The organism is Acinetobacter sp. UC24323, assembly GCF_024151445.1.
Taxonomy (GTDB): Bacteria; Pseudomonadota; Gammaproteobacteria; order Pseudomonadales; family Moraxellaceae; genus Acinetobacter; species Acinetobacter baumannii.
The window spans coordinates 76796-92778 of record NZ_JAHIBY010000014.1 but is presented as its reverse complement, the minus strand read 5'-3'; the positions used below and the strand labels follow the sequence as shown (position 1 = coordinate 92778).

The 15983-nt window shown below is 38.3% G+C and carries 16 protein-coding genes and 1 pseudogene; 13 read left to right on the top strand and 4 right to left on the bottom strand.

The window, feature by feature from the left end; all coding sequences use genetic code 11:
- The first annotated feature begins 343 nt into the window (after positions 1-343).
- A complete protein-coding gene (locus tag KNQ97_RS16950; protein ID WP_253612500.1) occupies positions 344-817 on the top strand; it encodes a DUF4844 domain-containing protein in 474 nt (157 codons plus the stop codon).
- Here the strand turns inward: KNQ97_RS16950 and KNQ97_RS19230 are convergent.
- Positions 814-1089, bottom strand: a pseudogene (locus KNQ97_RS19230) (tetratricopeptide repeat protein); the annotation flags it as partial. The gene KNQ97_RS16950 and the pseudogene KNQ97_RS19230 overlap by 4 nt on opposite strands.
- 257 nt (positions 1090-1346) lie before the next feature.
- On the opposite strand from KNQ97_RS19230, the gene KNQ97_RS16935 reads away from it, so the two are divergent.
- Genes KNQ97_RS16935 through KNQ97_RS16910 form a run of 6 tightly spaced genes read left to right on the top strand, consistent with a single transcriptional unit; the run spans position 1347 to position 6743 of the window.
- On the top strand, positions 1347-4109 hold the full coding sequence (locus KNQ97_RS16935) for a type VI secretion system Vgr family protein (RefSeq protein ID WP_253612499.1): 2763 nt from the start codon (positions 1347-1349) through the stop codon (positions 4107-4109).
- A gap of 1 nt (position 4110) precedes the next feature.
- Positions 4111-4941 (top strand): hypothetical protein, encoded by an 831-nt coding sequence (locus KNQ97_RS16930; protein WP_000370898.1) that lies wholly within the window; start codon positions 4111-4113, stop codon positions 4939-4941.
- Positions 4938-5426 (top strand): hypothetical protein, encoded by a 489-nt coding sequence (locus tag KNQ97_RS16925; RefSeq protein WP_000873301.1) that lies wholly within the window; start codon positions 4938-4940, stop codon positions 5424-5426. Before KNQ97_RS16930 ends, KNQ97_RS16925 begins: the two co-directional genes overlap by 4 nt.
- A gap of 8 nt (positions 5427-5434) precedes the next feature.
- Positions 5435-5845, top strand: a complete 411-nt coding sequence (locus KNQ97_RS16920) for a hypothetical protein (protein WP_253612498.1) — start codon at positions 5435-5437, stop codon at positions 5843-5845.
- Positions 5799-6221, top strand: a complete 423-nt coding sequence (locus KNQ97_RS16915) for a hypothetical protein (RefSeq protein WP_253612497.1) — start codon at positions 5799-5801, stop codon at positions 6219-6221. Before KNQ97_RS16920 ends, KNQ97_RS16915 begins: the two co-directional genes overlap by 47 nt.
- Before the next feature lie 45 nt (positions 6222-6266).
- The gene (locus KNQ97_RS16910; protein WP_253612496.1) at positions 6267-6743 is read left to right on the top strand and encodes a hypothetical protein; all 477 of its coding nucleotides are present in this window, start codon (positions 6267-6269) and stop codon (positions 6741-6743) included.
- A gap of 87 nt (positions 6744-6830) precedes the next feature.
- Here the strand turns inward: KNQ97_RS16910 and KNQ97_RS16905 are convergent, their stop codons facing one another.
- Positions 6831-7532 (bottom strand): SDR family oxidoreductase, encoded by a 702-nt coding sequence (locus tag KNQ97_RS16905; protein ID WP_001063521.1) that lies wholly within the window; start codon positions 7530-7532, stop codon positions 6831-6833.
- 802 nt (positions 7533-8334) lie between these two features.
- Here KNQ97_RS16905 and KNQ97_RS16900 point away from each other — a divergent pair.
- The 4 genes from KNQ97_RS16900 (at position 8335) to KNQ97_RS16885 (ending at position 10707) form a co-directional block, all read left to right on the top strand.
- Positions 8335-9036 (top strand): DUF1003 domain-containing protein, encoded by a 702-nt coding sequence (locus KNQ97_RS16900; RefSeq protein WP_000428564.1) that lies wholly within the window; start codon positions 8335-8337, stop codon positions 9034-9036.
- Between the two features lie 111 nt (positions 9037-9147).
- Positions 9148-9813, top strand: coding sequence for an RluA family pseudouridine synthase (locus KNQ97_RS16895; RefSeq protein WP_001130507.1), 666 nt, complete (start codon positions 9148-9150; stop codon positions 9811-9813).
- Between the two features lie 110 nt (positions 9814-9923).
- Positions 9924-10298 carry a ribonuclease E inhibitor RraB gene (locus tag KNQ97_RS16890; protein ID WP_001078193.1) on the top strand — a complete coding sequence of 125 codons (375 nt, stop codon included), beginning with the start codon at positions 9924-9926 and terminating at the stop codon, positions 10296-10298.
- Positions 10299-10326: 28 nt separating this feature from the next.
- Positions 10327-10707 carry a nuclear transport factor 2 family protein gene (locus KNQ97_RS16885; RefSeq protein WP_000059268.1) on the top strand — a complete coding sequence of 127 codons (381 nt, stop codon included), beginning with the start codon at positions 10327-10329 and terminating at the stop codon, positions 10705-10707.
- Positions 10708-10751: 44 nt separating this feature from the next.
- On the opposite strand, the gene KNQ97_RS16880 is transcribed toward KNQ97_RS16885, so the two are convergent.
- On the bottom strand, positions 10752-12842 hold the full coding sequence (locus KNQ97_RS16880) for a TonB-dependent siderophore receptor (protein WP_253612495.1): 2091 nt from the start codon (positions 12840-12842) through the stop codon (positions 10752-10754).
- 75 nt (positions 12843-12917) lie between these two features.
- Between KNQ97_RS16880 and KNQ97_RS16875 the strand changes: the two genes are divergently transcribed.
- Positions 12918-14063: a DUF1624 domain-containing protein gene (locus KNQ97_RS16875; RefSeq protein ID WP_024437999.1), complete on the top strand. Its 1146-nt coding sequence runs from the start codon at positions 12918-12920 to the stop codon at positions 14061-14063.
- A gap of 40 nt (positions 14064-14103) precedes the next feature.
- On the opposite strand, the gene KNQ97_RS16870 is transcribed toward KNQ97_RS16875, so the two are convergent.
- The gene (locus tag KNQ97_RS16870) at positions 14104-14571 is read right to left on the bottom strand and encodes an Lrp/AsnC ligand binding domain-containing protein (protein WP_001247568.1); all 468 of its coding nucleotides are present in this window, start codon (positions 14569-14571) and stop codon (positions 14104-14106) included.
- 136 nt (positions 14572-14707) lie between these two features.
- On the opposite strand from KNQ97_RS16870, the gene KNQ97_RS16865 reads away from it, so the two are divergent.
- The gene (locus tag KNQ97_RS16865) at positions 14708-15973 is read left to right on the top strand and encodes a D-amino acid dehydrogenase (RefSeq protein WP_253612494.1); all 1266 of its coding nucleotides are present in this window, start codon (positions 14708-14710) and stop codon (positions 15971-15973) included.
- Positions 15974-15983 lie beyond the last annotated feature (10 nt).

Sequence of the window (15983 nt, the reverse complement as noted above, 5' to 3'; positions counted from 1 at the left end):
CTGTCCAACTTTATGGGGGCAGATCATCCTACCGCAAAGAAAGGGGACGCAAGGGTCTAACGAATTATAGTAGAACTACAATTCGCTACGAGTTACGGTCTGTCAAAACCGTCTGGCAATGTAGGCCAGCAACGGAATAATAATCGGTGATTTTAAATACGTCAATTTAATATTTAAAATATTTTTGATTTAATAATAAAACTAAATATGTTTTTAAAATAATAGAGTTAATGTTTATGTTTAATTAGAAAAAATAAATAATAAAATAAAACCTCATGGATATGGAAAATCATAATTAATTTAGTTTATATTGGATGCAGATAAATATAAAAGTAATAAAACTATGAAAAAGCTTTTGGTTCTAGTCATGGCTGTCTTAAGTTCACAAGTTGGTTGTGCCCAAAAAACTGAGAATAAAACAGAAATGAGTATTCAAAATTCTAACTCTATTGTTATTCAACAATTAGAAAAGTTTAAAGCTCAAGATCATTTTGCGGGAGATGGTCAGCTATATACAGGGGTTCAAAATTCTGCATTACGTATGAGTTTGAATCAAAAAGTGGCTGATGCTGCACAAGCTTTTATTGTACTTTATCAACAAAAGAATGAGCCAACCAAGGCAGAACTTTTACAAGTTCTTGCTCATGGAATTGGTCAACTCGATCCTGACAAGCTGGATACAGAAGATCGAGAACAAGTGGCAACTACATTTGAAAGTTTTCTAGATATTGTAGGCTTAGAAAGTTCAGAAGGTATTTTAAATAAATGGGTATACGGTGAAGAAATTAGTAAGTTATTGGAGCAAGATAAACATTAAGTTTTGATTTTTCGTTCTAAACTTTTAAGCATTTCTTTCGCATCCACATCACCTGTATTGGCAGCTTGCTGGAACCATTTCTTTGCCAGTTGTAGGTTTTTCGGCGTGCCTTCACCAGTTAAAAGCATGATGCCAAGATGATATTGTGCAATCGGTTGTCCTTGCTGTGCACGATATTGAACATCAGCAACACTCGGCTCAGCAAATGCTGAAGAATGAAGCGAAAAAATCATGGTAAATATATAAAAAGCAGACTTTTTTATTTTCATATCTCATCCTGAATTTTATTAATCTTAAAATTTAATTTCTTGCTATATGTTTGATTTTTATTTGAAAAATTTAATAATATCTCCATGATTTATAGTACTTTAAAATGATCGAATTTTACGGTTTAAATACCTATTTAATAAGAAATTAACGTAAAACTGCATATTTAGACTAGTTACATTTTGAAAATGAGTATAGATAGACAGATTAGTCTTTTTTTAATTAAAATATGGCTTAAATATAAGTTTGATTGATAATAAAAATGCAGATGAGTGTGTCGAGTATATTGGAACGTTTAGGCCTTGTTTCACAAAATCGTGCTGTTCATATCCAATTCTCAAATCAGTCTTTAAATCAGCAAGTCTTCTTACAACGTATTGAAGGCGAACATACGCTTAATCAGGGCAGCGTTGCTGAGTTATTGTGTCTGTCGACAAACGCCCATATTGCATTAAAACAGTTTATTGGCTGTCAGGTTGCCGTCGATCAGGTCACCGATACAGGCCAGTTTTTTAGAACGACAGGTATTATTACCGAAGCCAGCCAAGGGCAAAGCGACGGCTCACTCACTATTTATAACCTCACCTTAAAAGACCCAACTGCACTCTGGCATAAGCGCCGTAATAGCCGCGTGTTTATGAATAAAAGCGTGCGCGATATTAGTGAAATTCTGTTTAAGGAATGGCAGGAAAAAAGCCCGTTATTTGCCTCAAGCATAACGCTCGATACATCTGGTTTAACTAAAGACTACGATGTGCGTCCATTTGTGATGCAGTCAAATGAAAGCGATTATGACTTTTTAACCCGTTTGTGGCGTAGTGAAGGCATTAACTGGCTGGTCGATGAGTCACAGCTTTTTGTCGCTGACCCAAATGCTTCTATCCAGCCACAAGTCTTACGTTTAATTGACGATAACCAAAATTATCAGGCACTTGAACGCCGTAGCATCCGCTATCAACGCAGCAGTGCGACAGAGCAGTTCGATACCATTACCCAAGTCAAAGCTGAGCGTCGTTTACAACCAACCTCGGTTCATGTGCAACGCTGGCAAGCCGATGCTTTGCAACAAGAAGAAGGTAGCGGCAGCGTACAAGGCACCCAAAAGCACAGCGAACACTATGACAATGCAAGCCTGAACCTTGAAGATGCATGGCATGTTAGCCCAGCGTGGATGCAGGATTTAAACGGGGAAGATCAAGCCACCGCTTCAGGCAATAGCCAGATTGAACAGCTTAACCAGCACATCAATGCTTACCATCACTTGAGTTCTAAACAGTTTACCGTTGCAGGCAACGTCCGTGATGCACAGGTAGGTTACTGGTTTGAACTCAATGACCATCCGGAACTTGACCAACATGACAGTGCTGATAAAGAGTTCTTAATCTTAAGCAAACACTACTATAACCAGAATAATTTACCGAAAGAATTACAACAGCAACTCGAGCGCTTATTACCACAAGGCAAACTCAAGGCAGCCCAACTCGACAGTCAAAACCCTGAGCAGCGCCACTTTGCTGAGCTGAATGTCGTTCGTCGCAACATCAAAGCTGTGCCTGAATATAATCCGCTAGAGCACCGACCAGCCGCTCACCCACAGCGCGCTAGAGTGGTGGGTTTAGAGGGTGAAAGCATTCATGTCGACCAGTGGGGACGCATTAAAGTCCGTTTCCTGTTTACCCGAGCTGATGACCACAGTCATGATGGTGGAGCTGGAAGTAACGACAATGACACCGACTCCGCTTGGGTCGATGTACTCACCCCTTGGGCGGGCACGGGCTATGGCGCACGCTTCCTGCCTCGCGTAGGCGAGATCGTTGTGATCGACTTTTTTGACGGCAATATTGACCGTCCATTTGTGGTGGGGCGTATTCATGAAGCCGAGCGCCACCCAACGCAGTTCGACCAGAAAGGCCAGCTACCTGACACCAAGAAACTTAGCGGTATCCGTTCAGAAGAAGTCGACGGTAAGGGCTTTAACCAGCTCCGTTTTGATGACACCACAGGCCAAATCAGTGCCCAGCTACAAAGTAGCCATGCAGCCAGCCAGCTAAACTTGGGTAACTTAAGCCATCCAAAAGACAAGGCGGAAAGCGATGGTCGTGGGGAAGGTTTTGAACTTAGAACTGACCAGTGGGGCGCGGTTCGAGCAGGCAGTGGTTTACTCGTTAGTACCCACAAACAGGATCAGGCTCAAGGTGTACACCTTGATGCAAGCGAGGCCAAGCAACAAATCGAAGGCGGCCTCAATAATGCCAAGGCACTCAGTGAAGTTGCTAAAAATCAGCAAACTGATCCATTGGAAATGCTTGAGAACTTAAAAACGTTCATAGAGCAAATTGAAGAGAAAGACCAAGACAAAGCTGCTGCTTTTAAGCAAGCTTTGATGATATTAACTGCGCCTAACAGTATTGCTCTAGCCAGTAACGAAGACATTCACTTAAGTGCAGATGGTCAGCTCAACAAAACTGCCGGAGATAGCATCAATCTGTCTACTCAAAAGAACTTGATTGCACATGCCCAAAATAAGATTAGCCTTTTTGCAGCGCAACAAGGGGCGAGATTGTATGCAGGCAAAGGTAAAGTCGAAATACAGGCGCAAGGCGATGGAGCTGATTTAATTGCCCGTAAAGCTGTTCAGGTGATTTCTACTGAAGACAAAATCGAAGCGACCGCAGCCAAAGAAATTGTTCTCACCGCAGGCGGCTCTCAAGTCAAAATTACTGGATCGGGTATTTTTATGACCACGAGCGGCAAGTTTGAGGTGAAGGCTGGACAGCATTTATTTATGGGGGGCGGGAGTGTGAATAGTTCATTACCGTATCTACCAGAACAAGGAAAACAAAAATATGGTGTATGGTTTGATGTAATGGATAAACAAGGAAATAAACTAAAACCTGGTACGGAATATATTATTTTTGATGAACATGATAAAGAAGTTGAGCGCGGTAAGTTAGATCGAACTGGCTTGGTTAAGTTAGAAACTGAAGAGCCGAATAAGCAATATAAAATACATGTGGTAAATTGAAATGGATAATGTAATAGATGCCAATAAAGATATAAAAAAACAAGCGACTGAATTGTTAAAAAAAGCACATGGAAAAGTAAGTAATGTGCCGCCAGTAATTCCAGTTAAGTTAACAACTTATACTCATAGTTTAACAATCTTCATTGGAGGGGCAGCTGATAAGTATGTATTTACACCCGGAGATGTTCCTGTCGGGTGGGGGGATTTTAGACCTATTGGCCCAACATACTTTGTTGGAAACTATGTTAATAATTATTTTGCAACTATAAAAGGTGGCAGTAAAAATGCATTTGTTAAATATTATGGGTATGAAGAGGCATATGTATCTGATACAAGAGAGTTAACAGTAAATACAAATAAGGATAAAAAATTAAATGCTTTCAATGATGTAAAAAATTTTTTAAAAACCTATCCTCAAACACAAGTAAATATTGTTGGTCATAGTTTAGGTGGTTGGAATGCAGCTGGATTAGCTGAAATATTGCATAAGAATAATATTTGTAAGGTTAACGTGCTGATAACTATTGATCCAGTGGGAGAAATATTATCTAAAATTGGTTTGGGATCTAGAACTAGTATCTATTATAGTAGACCAAAGCCAGTATTTAATCTTTGGATTAGTATAAGTTGTGACCCTAAAAGTTATGAGTGGAACAATGATTTGATTGCAGATTTAGGTGGGCAATGGAGTAGTTATCCCTCTAGTAATAGTTCCTATTACTATGTAACAAGGTATAGCCATGCAGATTTCAGATTAATGATGCAAGAGAAAATTGTTAATAATTTAAGTGTGCAGGATATTTTGTCAAAAGAGTTGAGTAGAATAAAATGAAATATTTTTTATTAACATTGCTTTCTATAACATTGTCAGCATGTAATCCTTTTATAAATAATGAGAAAGCATCTAACAATAATGCAGAGATTAAGAGTTTAACTTACTCACGTCTGGATGGTATGAGTGGTGATATTTTTAAATTTAATTTAGAAACAAATGATGATTTAAATAAGATTTATCAAGAGAATAATTATAAATATTCACATTTTAAGTGCGATAATATTAAAAATTACTTTGTGACAGGAGCTATTTCAGTCGAGGGAGAGAAATTAAAAAAAGGAAAATATACTTCATCTGGGTACTTCAAAGTCTGCGAAGATGAATCCATGAATGTATGTATCGATAAGAATCAATTGGAAAAATTGTTAACTAGCAATATGTCTTGTAGAGTAGTTTTTGGGGGCTTATTACAAAGTAGTAAAGTTGTAGCAGATAATATTTTAATATCCAAAGAAGCTATAAGAAAATCCAATTTCCAATAGAGTTTTAAATGAAAAAATTTCTTTACCTATTAGGGCTAATTTTTTTAAGTGGATGTAGTGAAAAAATTTCAAATTTCACAATAGAACATACTAGGAAAAGTAATGAAAAATTAAACTTTGCTACGAAAATTGAAGATAAGGAAGTTTTAAATAAAATAAAAGAATCTTCATCAAAAAAAATTGTTTGCAAAAATACTGCTAATAACAATCAAATGTTGGATGCTTATATAGATAAGATTGAAAATAACAAAATTGATGTATCTGTAGAATTTTGCTCAAATTATGATAATAGAAGCTGTGAGCCTATAGATATCAGTTCACTTAAAAAAATTAATTTAGAATGCCAAGCAATTTTCTCTGCAATGATTGGTAATGTCTCTAAATCAGAAAAATTTCCAATTGTATGGGAAGAAAAATAATTTGTTTAAAAATCTAAAACTTGACTTGATAACTTTAGGTATTCCCTTGTTACTTATGGCAGGGTGTGGTCACGAATATACAATTGAGCCTGAAAGACTTCCAGTAGCCTATATAGGTAAGGCATATAATCAGCAATTAAACATATCAGGTGGTAGAGTGATACCATATTCTTTCGAAGTTGAAACTAATTTCCCTAGTGATATGAATATCTCTATTAGCCCAATAGATGAACATGAAGCGGATGCTTATAATAATTTAAAAATTTCTGGAGTTCCAAAGTATAAGGGAACTTTTACAATTCATATATATGCGGGTTTTTATGCTAGTGGGGATGGGAAGTTAGATAAGACCTATGAATTTATTGTAAATGAATAAGATATTTAACCATATGATTTTATTTGGTTTAAATAAGAGATAAGTATGAAAAAGAATTTATTAATTACCATACTAATTTTACTTTTCATCATACAGTCCTTAATAAACTATTACTTCTGGAAAAGTACAAAAGTACCAGGAATTCATGTTTTAGAAAAACCTTTAAAGATATATTCGTTTGAAGGTAAATATTCGAAAAATAGCACTTTGCCAGAATATTATATTTTGCCAGAAGGTACTGTTTTATATGATGATAGTGACTCTTTGAACAGAAGAGTTATGGTTTATTTCAATTTACAAGGTGTAGATTTTAAATTCGAAGAACAAGACCCAGATATCTTAAAACAACCTAGTGAAGTCAGTGGTATAAGGTCGAAGGACTTGCCTGATTTACTAAAAGAAATTCCTCTGACTAAAAAAGATATTTATTTAATTATTAAACATGATGAACGTATAAAAGACTCTGTGCGTTCAATTTTATTCAAAGAATACAAAATTGATCCTTTAGAATATGAAAAATAATTAAATATTTTTGCGACATATAAATATAAAATTAAAAAATTTCAGAGAAGCGTAATTGATTACGCTTCTTCTATCATAAGAAATTGTTTAAGCAGCTTGAATGGCTTCACCACAAAGAGAAACAGTTTCTTGCTTATGCTGGTGTAAATACCAGAACTGCTCTGCAACCGTTTCTGGATGCACCGCGTAGGTTTTATCTTTGGCTTCAGGTCTGCCATCTACGAAACCATTTACAATCACTTGGCTCACATAAACATTTGTGTCAGCAAGACTGTGAGCAAGTAAGTTGGTAGTTTTATACTGAGCGGCAGCGGTAGTTGCTAACGATGAATATTCTTTGGCAACCAAGTCGATGCCCACTGCATCGAAAGCAAAAATTCCGTTTGTTGATAAAATGCTACCGTGGTTCTTCTCTAAATCGCCTAGACAAGCCTGTACCGTCGCAATATAGCTCGACACGCGAATATGAAAGCTTTTGGTAAGCTCTAGTGGAGGGGTTTCTAAGATATTGCCTTCAATATCATGGAAAGCATTCCAATGAATATTTTTAATCTCTCCTAATTGATCTTTAATGCGTTTAATAAGGTTTGGTATATCTTCAAGAACAGCTAAATCACATGCAAAAGCGTAAGCTTCAATGCCTTGTGCTTTAAGTTCTAGAATAGCCTTTTCAAGTTTTTGGGCGTTTCGTGCCACTAACCCGATTTTATAGCCTTCTTTACCAAACTTATGTGCTACGGCTTTGGAAATACCTGTTCCATAACCAAAAATTATAATATTGTTGTTCATTATAAAGTTCCAAAAAACCAATCATTTGGTTAGAAATAATTTATAATATGTTTTTATAATGTATTTAAGCGCAAAAGTTATCTCTAAGAGTAGTACGCAAAGAATAAAAATACTTAAAAGCGGGATTAAGAAGTCGGCTTTACATGATTTATTCGGCTAAACATAAATTGATGGAAGAGTTCCCAATTTGGTCTACAAATTTTTTAATTGGTAAAATAAACCGAAAAATACAAATAAAGTGGAATTTAAATTTAACTAATTATAGGTAAATGGGAATATATTCTTTTAAATTTGTCTAATGACGTAAAAATTCCCAAAAATAATAAAAATTCGCTTTTCTTAGAAAAACAATCCCGCAGGCTGCTGGCTAAACTATATCTCAAGGGTGTGATAGGGATCGAAAAGAGTAGCATGCACCGAAACGTATAACGTTAGTGTGTACTCACCCAAAAGGTCTCGATTCGGCTTAGGACGCTATAGATCAAAAGTTTATAGGCACAAGGTTATAACTTACAAAGTTATGATTGTTGAAGTAAACCATAGATGTTTTCCCTTGACACCCTAAAAAATTCTCAATAATAAAAATGATATTTTACAAGAATATAATTTATGAATAAGCCTTATTTTTCTGCGCTACCTCCTGACATTCAAATCTTATTATATGAAGCCTATGATTTCTGCCCACCGAAAAATAGTTTCATCGACTTTACAGATTTTAGGTTAGAGCGCTATTTTTATTTACGATGCGATCAATAAAAATCGTTTATATACTAATCTTATGATCAATTGCGAGCTGGATAATATGGAGAATAAAAATCAGTGTCGCCAATGCGCCGTATGTGGAAAGAGCTTTCCTTTAAAAGATTTAGTATCGGGTGAAGTCATCCGTAACGTGATTAGTGATGAAATTTTAAAAGACTATCCAGATTGGAGTTACTCAAGCTTTATTTGTCGGGCCGATCTGGCAGATTATCGAATTAAATATGTGCAGTCCCTATTACGCTCGGAAAAGGGTGAGTTATCTAACCTAGAAAATGAAGTGATTGGCAGTATGCAACGGCATGAACTGATTAGCCGAAATACAGAGTCAGATTTTGATCAAAACTGGACGTTTGGAGAAAAACTGGCAGATAAAATCGCGTCATTTGGTGGTAGCTGGGCTTTTCTCATTTGTTTTGCTTTATTTTTAACGGGGTGGATTGTTTTAAATACGGTTGTGATGGTGGTCCGTCCCGTCGACCCTTATCCCTTTATTTTGCTGAATTTAGTATTGTCATGTTTAGCTGCAATTCAAGCGCCTATTATTATGATGAGTCAAAACCGTCAAGAAGCCAAAGACCGTTTACGTTCTCAACATGACTATCAAATTAATTTAAAAGCCGAGCTTGAGATTCGTCATTTACATGAAAAAATGGACCATCTTTTATCGCATCAGTGGGAAAGGCTTGCACATATTCAAGAAATTCAGCTCGATCTTTTAGCTGAAATGAATAAAAAACGATAAAGATTTTCCGAGTTTCACGTGGAACATAGGTAGGGCGCTATAGATTATTTTGCGGTAGGTCGGAAATTTCTTTATGATTTGCCGCCATGCTCCATTGCTGCTTCTACGACCATGCCTTTAAACGACAACTTTGTTTACGCTCCACCACAAGATCCGCTTTCAATTTTATTTGAAGATGACGATTTAATTGTGGTTGATAAACCTGCGGGTTTGTTGTCGGTCATGGGCCGGTTACCTGAACATCATGACAGTGCGTATTTAAGGGTATTGGAAAAGTTCCCTTTAGCAAAGGTTACGCACCGTTTAGATATGGCAACCTCAGGTTTACTTATGTTTGCCAAGCATCGCGATGCAGAAGTTGCGGTAAGTAAAATGTTTCAGGCCAGAACAGTCAAAAAACATTATATTGCTTTGGTGCAAGGCCAAGTAAAACAAGAGGGCAGTGTTGAAGTTCCACTCATTACTGACTGGGAAAATCGCCCAAGACAAATTGTACATTTTGAATTAGGTAAACATGCTAAAACCTTGTTTCAACCATTGGTTTATGATGCAACAACAGATCAAAGTCGAGTATTGCTGGAGCCTGTGACAGGGCGTTCGCACCAGTTACGTGTACATATGATGCATATTGGGCATCCGATTATGGGGGACAAGTTATATCATCCTGAACCTAAACGGTTTCATTTGAATCGTATGGCTTTACACGCTGCATATCTCGCTTTTCAACATCCTTTAAAGGGAACAGACGTGGTGATTGAGTCACAAGTGCCTTTTTAAAAAATTAAAATTTGATGCAATTCGCAACTGAATACATATCCAAACTGCAATAAAAGTCGGTTATTCTTAATGCCGAATAATACAAATAGAGCAACAACAAGGACAATCTAATGAACCGCGATTACGAACAATTTCCAGATGATGATAACGGCAATGTACTTTGGCAAATGGTTGAAGACGGGGATGATTTAACCGAGCTTCATGAAATTGAATTTTCAATTGCATTTCAAGATCAACAAAATGCAGAGCAATGCGCGATGCATTTACTCTATCAAGAGCAAAAAATTTCTCTTTTTCAAGATGATTCTGTTGAACCGAATGAATGGATCATTACCATCTTTGTTACGATGGAACCAGAGTATTCAGATATTGTTGATCTGGAGCAGTGGTTTTCAACAATCGCTGAGCAATTTAACGGCGAATATGATGGATGGGGCTGCATGGCTTATGTCTTCGACGAAGAAGAAGATGACATTTTACAATAAAGCCTAAATATAGCTGGGAGGTTCTATAATGAGCTTATCTCAAAAAGAAATTGCGGTGCGTTTTTTAGAGCTTGCTGCCGCTGGCGAGGTCGATGAAGCCTACGGCAATTACACCGCTCCAAACTTTAAGCATCACAATCCTTATTATGCTGGTGATAAGACTTCTTTAAAGGAAGGGATGCGTGAAAGTGCAATTGAAACTCCAAACAAAGTTCTTGAAGTTCAGCATGTCATTGAAGATGGTGCTTTAGTTGCAGTACATTCGAAACTGGAAATGCAAATGAATGACAAGCTAACAATTTTAGCTGTGGTTCATATATGCCGTTTTGAAAATGGAAAAATTGCGGAGTTTTGGGATATTGGGCAAATACAGCCCGATCCACTCGTTAATGAAAATGGTATGTTTTAGTGAAAAGCCCGAAACTATTCGGGCTTTTTTATTTTATAGATAAATTAAAACTTCCACTGTGCCGAAATTGAGGCGTTCAATGGTTGACCCGGTTGAACCCATAAATCGCTATAGCTTGAGACATAGTAGGTCTTATCAAATAGGTTATTTACATTCAGCTGATAGCGTAAACGGTCAGATGGTGCATAGTAGCCATTTAAATTGACCAGCGTATAACTTGGTAAGTTAAAGCCATTATCAAGATTATGTCCGCTGCGTTCACCGACATAGGTAAGGTTGGCACCTACGCCTGCTTTTCTTGCACCGTCTTGTAGAAACTCATAATTGGTGCTTACGGAGCCTTGGTGTTTTGGAATATTGCTCAGACGAGCGCCTTTTGTCAAGTCTTGGTCTTTTTCAATTTGAGCATCGGTATAACTATAGTTGGCATTAACGAACCAGCGGTCATTGATCTGGCTATTTAAGTCAAATTCAACTCCTTTACTACTCACTTCGCCTGCGGCGGTTTGAAAGTTACTGTCGATTGGGTCGGTTGTGAGTACATTTCGTTTTTTCATTTTAAACAAAGCGAGACTCAGCACACTTTGGTCATTCACTTTATATTTGGTGCCGACCTCGTAGCTTTCGCCTTTTTCAGGAGCAAAAGTCTGGCCATTTCGATTCATACCACTATTCATGGCAAATGAGCGGCCATAGTTGCTATAAAACGCCCATTGGTCAGAGGCTTTAAAGTTTATTCCGAAACGTGGACTATTCTGGTGAAGTGTCTGGTTGCTTTCAGTTTGAGTCAGGTGATTTTTAAAGTCTTGTTCGACTTGATCAAAACGGTTACCAAATAGCACACTCCACTGGTCATTGAAAAAGATCTGATCTTGTACATTAAGCGCGAAGTAACGCTGGCGCTCTTTGGTGTCGGTAAACGGAGTGAGGTTCGGTAAATATTTGCCATATTCAGGTTGGTAAATATCAATTGTGTTTGGTGAGTCTGTGCTGTGATTGCGACGAAGCTGGTTTTGTTTGTAGTCGAGTTGACCAAGCTCGGTTGAAAGTAAAATTTCATGGCGAGCCCATGAGGTATCAATCTTGCCAAGTAACTCGGTCTGAGCCAGCACATCTTCACTTGTATAATCACGATAGCGGCGTTGGCGCTCTAGAGTGCGGCCATCGGCTTGCATACGACGAGGTTCGGTTGCAAAGCCGACCATTTGTGCATCTTTATAACTGACCGCACTATTTAGTTTCCAGTCAGGGTTAAACTCGTGACTAAGACGTAATTGGTAAAAGTAATCTTTTATTTTCAAATCACCATCGTCAGGTTCACCTGTAAAGGTTTTCGGGTCCATCACAAACTGATGATTGACTGTGCTGACACCACGGTCAAAGGTTCCTTTGTGCTCTGTAAATTCACTGTCAAAGTCAAGTTGTGTTTGGTCTGAAATTTTCCATGTGAGCTGTGGTGAAAAGAACCAGCGTTCACTGCTAACATGATCACGAAAGCTTTGATTATCTTCGTGAGCCACTGCTAAACGATAGGCCAGTTCATCGTTAATAGGGGCAGTATGCTCCAGACTTATTCGATATTGTTCTTGGGTATTGGCACGTAAGTTAAGTTCACTTTCGCTTTCCCACTGTGGTTTTTTACTGTTGAGGTTCAGCAAACCTCCTGTTTCGCCGCGACCATATAGTGCAGCCATTGGTCCTTTTAAAAACTCTAAAGATTCAATATTTACGACATCTTTTGGGGCACTAATCCCTCGGTTGACACTCAAGCCGTTGCGGATCATTGAGGCACCTAAATTGGGATCGGTACTAAAACCGCGGAAAGAGTAATTATCCCAAAAACCACCACCGAAACTATTTTGATGAAAAACCCCACTCACCAAGCTTAATGCGTCATCAATCCGTTGCACGTCTTGCTGTTCCATTATTTGTTTAGAAAGATAAGCACGGTTAAAAGGGACATCTAAAACATCGTGAGTAAATTTAGTTGCCGAGCTATTTTGGCTCACATCTTCTCGAGTACTTTCGGCCTGAACACGTATGGTTTCAAGTACCGTTGATGTTTCTTCTCCCCAAGTGAGTGTCGATATAAATGATAGACCTAACGAAGACAACAATCCTAATTTGTGTCGCATAAATAATCAGCCATAAAAAGACAAAAGGAATTAAATGTAATAGTATAACGTTACATTATTTTGTTGATTACTGCTATGTCTTTAGAAAAGAATATTGAACGTTTACAGTCGATTGATGCATTGCGTGGTTTGGTGATCATCATTATGTTGCTCGACCATGTAAGAGAAACTTTCTATTTACATAAACAGGTTACCGACCCAATGGACGTAACAGTAACAGAACCGGCTTTATTTGGCAGTCGATTATTGGCCCATATTTGTGCTCCGGTTTTTGTACTTTTAACCGGTATTTCTGCATTTTTATTTCAATCAAAAAAACAGGACTTACAACAAACGCGCGCTTTTCTATTAAAGCGTGGCTTATTTTTGATTGCACTAGAGCTCACGCTAGTGAACTTTGCATGGACAGCAACTTTTCCACCCGAAGTCATTTATTTACAAGTGATCTGGGCGATTGGTATTAGCATGGTGGTGCTAGCTTGTTGTGTAAGTTTGCCTTTGCCTGTTCTTGCAGGTGTAGCGTTGGTGATTATTTTTGGGCACAACTTATTAGATTCTGTGCATTTCTCACAAGGCATCCTACAGAATATATGGTTCGTTTTACACGAACGTGGTTGGATTGAGATTGCAGGCATCAAGCTTCGTACAAGTTATCCGGTTTTACCTTGGATTGGTGTGATTTTATTAGGCTACGTTTTAGGTCAGTTCTTTAGTTCAAAATATTCAGCAAAGCGAAGAAGCCGCGCTTTACTCAGCCTTGGTTTAGTAAGTATTGGATTGTTTGTTTTACTGCGTTTTATCAATGTCTATGGCGACCAGCCGTGGCAACATTTTGAGTCATTACAACTGAGTCTTATGAGCTTTTTTAACCTCACCAAGTATCCACCGTCTTTATTGTTTATTTTGCTAAATGTTGGAATTGGCTTGCTTGTGCTCGTTGCTTTTGAACGTATGCAGCAATATTCATTTCTAAAGCCATTGGTCGTGTTTGGTTCGGTGCCGATGTTCTTTTATTTACTGCACTTATATGTGTTGAAACTGATGTATGTGTTGGCACTCAGTGTGTGGGGAGCTAACTACGGAAACTATTTGTCGGTCAATCATGTGTGGATGCTGTGGTTAATCACGATTGTATTGTCTTTTGCACTCTATCCAGCGGTTAAATGGTTCTCGAAATTTAAACATCAAAACAAGCATATTTCGATTTTAAAATATTTCTAATTTCCAAAAGGTGAGTAAAGCGAGTTCAATAATGCTCGCTTTACTTGCTTACATCTAAATACAGAGTTTCTTTCACTTCTTCCATGACCACATAACTGTGTGAAGATGCCGAAGCAGGAAGTTTCTTTAATAGATCTCCCAATAAGCGGCGGTATGCGCTCATTTCTTTTAAACGCGCTTTTACAAGGTAGTCAAATTCGCCTGAAATGAGGTGACATTCGAGTACTTCAGGAATCTCAACTAAGTCTCTAGCCACCTGATCAAATACATCGCCAGATTTGGCAGATAACTTAATTTCTAAAAAGACAAGCAGGTTACGGTCAACGTAGGCGGGGTTTAGCCGTGCGTAATAACCCATGATAATGCCATCGCGCTCAAGGCGCTTTACACGCTCTGAACAAGGGGTGGTAGAGAGGTTGACTCTTGATGCCAATTCACTAATCGCAATTCGTCCTTCACGCTGCAAAATATCCAGAATCATGCGATCTATACGATCTAAGGGGCGCATAGATATTTCCTCTTTTTTTAAAATTCTCGCGAGAAAAACATAAATTTACCTAGATTATAGCCTGAAAAACAGTGAAATAAACTATTGAAGCAGAAATATACTAGTGAAATAAACTGGTGTGCGTGAGGGAATGGAAATGCGCGTAATTGTACTAGGTAGCGGCGTTATTGGAGTGGCAAGTGCCTATTATCTGGCTCGACAAGGAGCTGAGGTTACTGTTCTCGATCGCCAGTCAGGTCCTGCTGAAGAAACAAGTTTTGGTAACGCAGGTCAAATTTCGCCTGGGTATTCGACCCCTTGGGCAGCACCAGGAATTCCTTTTAAAGCTGTGAAATGGATGTTCCAACACCATGCACCGCTTGCGATTAATTTAGATGGCAGCATGTGGCAATTACAGTGGATGGCGCAAATGCTGAAAAACTGTAATCCGCAAAGTTATGCTGTGAACAAAGAACGTATGATGCGTGTGGCTGAATATAGCCGTGACTGCTTACGTGAACTTAGAAAAGACACGGGTATTCACTACGAAAACCGCGCTAAAGGTACGTTGCAGTTATTCCGTAAAGAAGCACAAATGGAAGCGGTTCAACGCGACATTAGCGTGCTTGAAGAGTGCGGCGTAAGGTACGAATTATTAAATGGCAACGAACTTGGTCGTGTAGAACCAGCGTTGGCCAATGCACAAGATAAACTTGTGGGTGGTTTACACTTACCAAATGATGAAACAGGCGACTGCTATTTATTTACCAATGCTTTAGCTCAAATTGCTAAAGAGCTAGGCGTTAACTTCCAGTTTAACCAGAATGTAGAAAAATTGATTGTCGAAGGCGATCAAATTAAAGGCGTTCAGGTCAATGGTAAAGTTTTAACTGCAGATCGTTATGTTCTAGCGTTTGGTAGCTATTCACGTGATTTCTTGAAACCGCTTGATCTACAGTTACCTGTATATCCTGTAAAAGGTTACTCGTTGACGATTCCTATTGTTGACCCTGCTTTTGCTCCGCAATCTACAGTACTTGATGAAACCTACAAAATTGCGATTACTCGTTTTGATCAACGTATTCGCGTAGGTGGTATGGCTGAGCTAAGTGGTTTTAATTTAGGTCTAAACGAAGACCGCCGTGCAACCTTGCAAATGGTGACTCAAGACTTGTTCCCGGGTGGTGATATGGAACAAGCATCTTTCTGGACAGGTTTACGTCCAATGACACCAGACAGTACTCCAATTATTGGTGCGACTCGCTTTAAAAATCTGTTCTTGAATACAGGTCATGGCACTTTAGGTTGGACCATGGCGTGCGGTTCAGGAAAATTAATCAGTGACATCGTATTGAATCATAAGACTGATATCAGTACCGATGGTCTTTCAATTCAGCGTTATTCACACGCACATGCGGCTTAACGGACGTTAG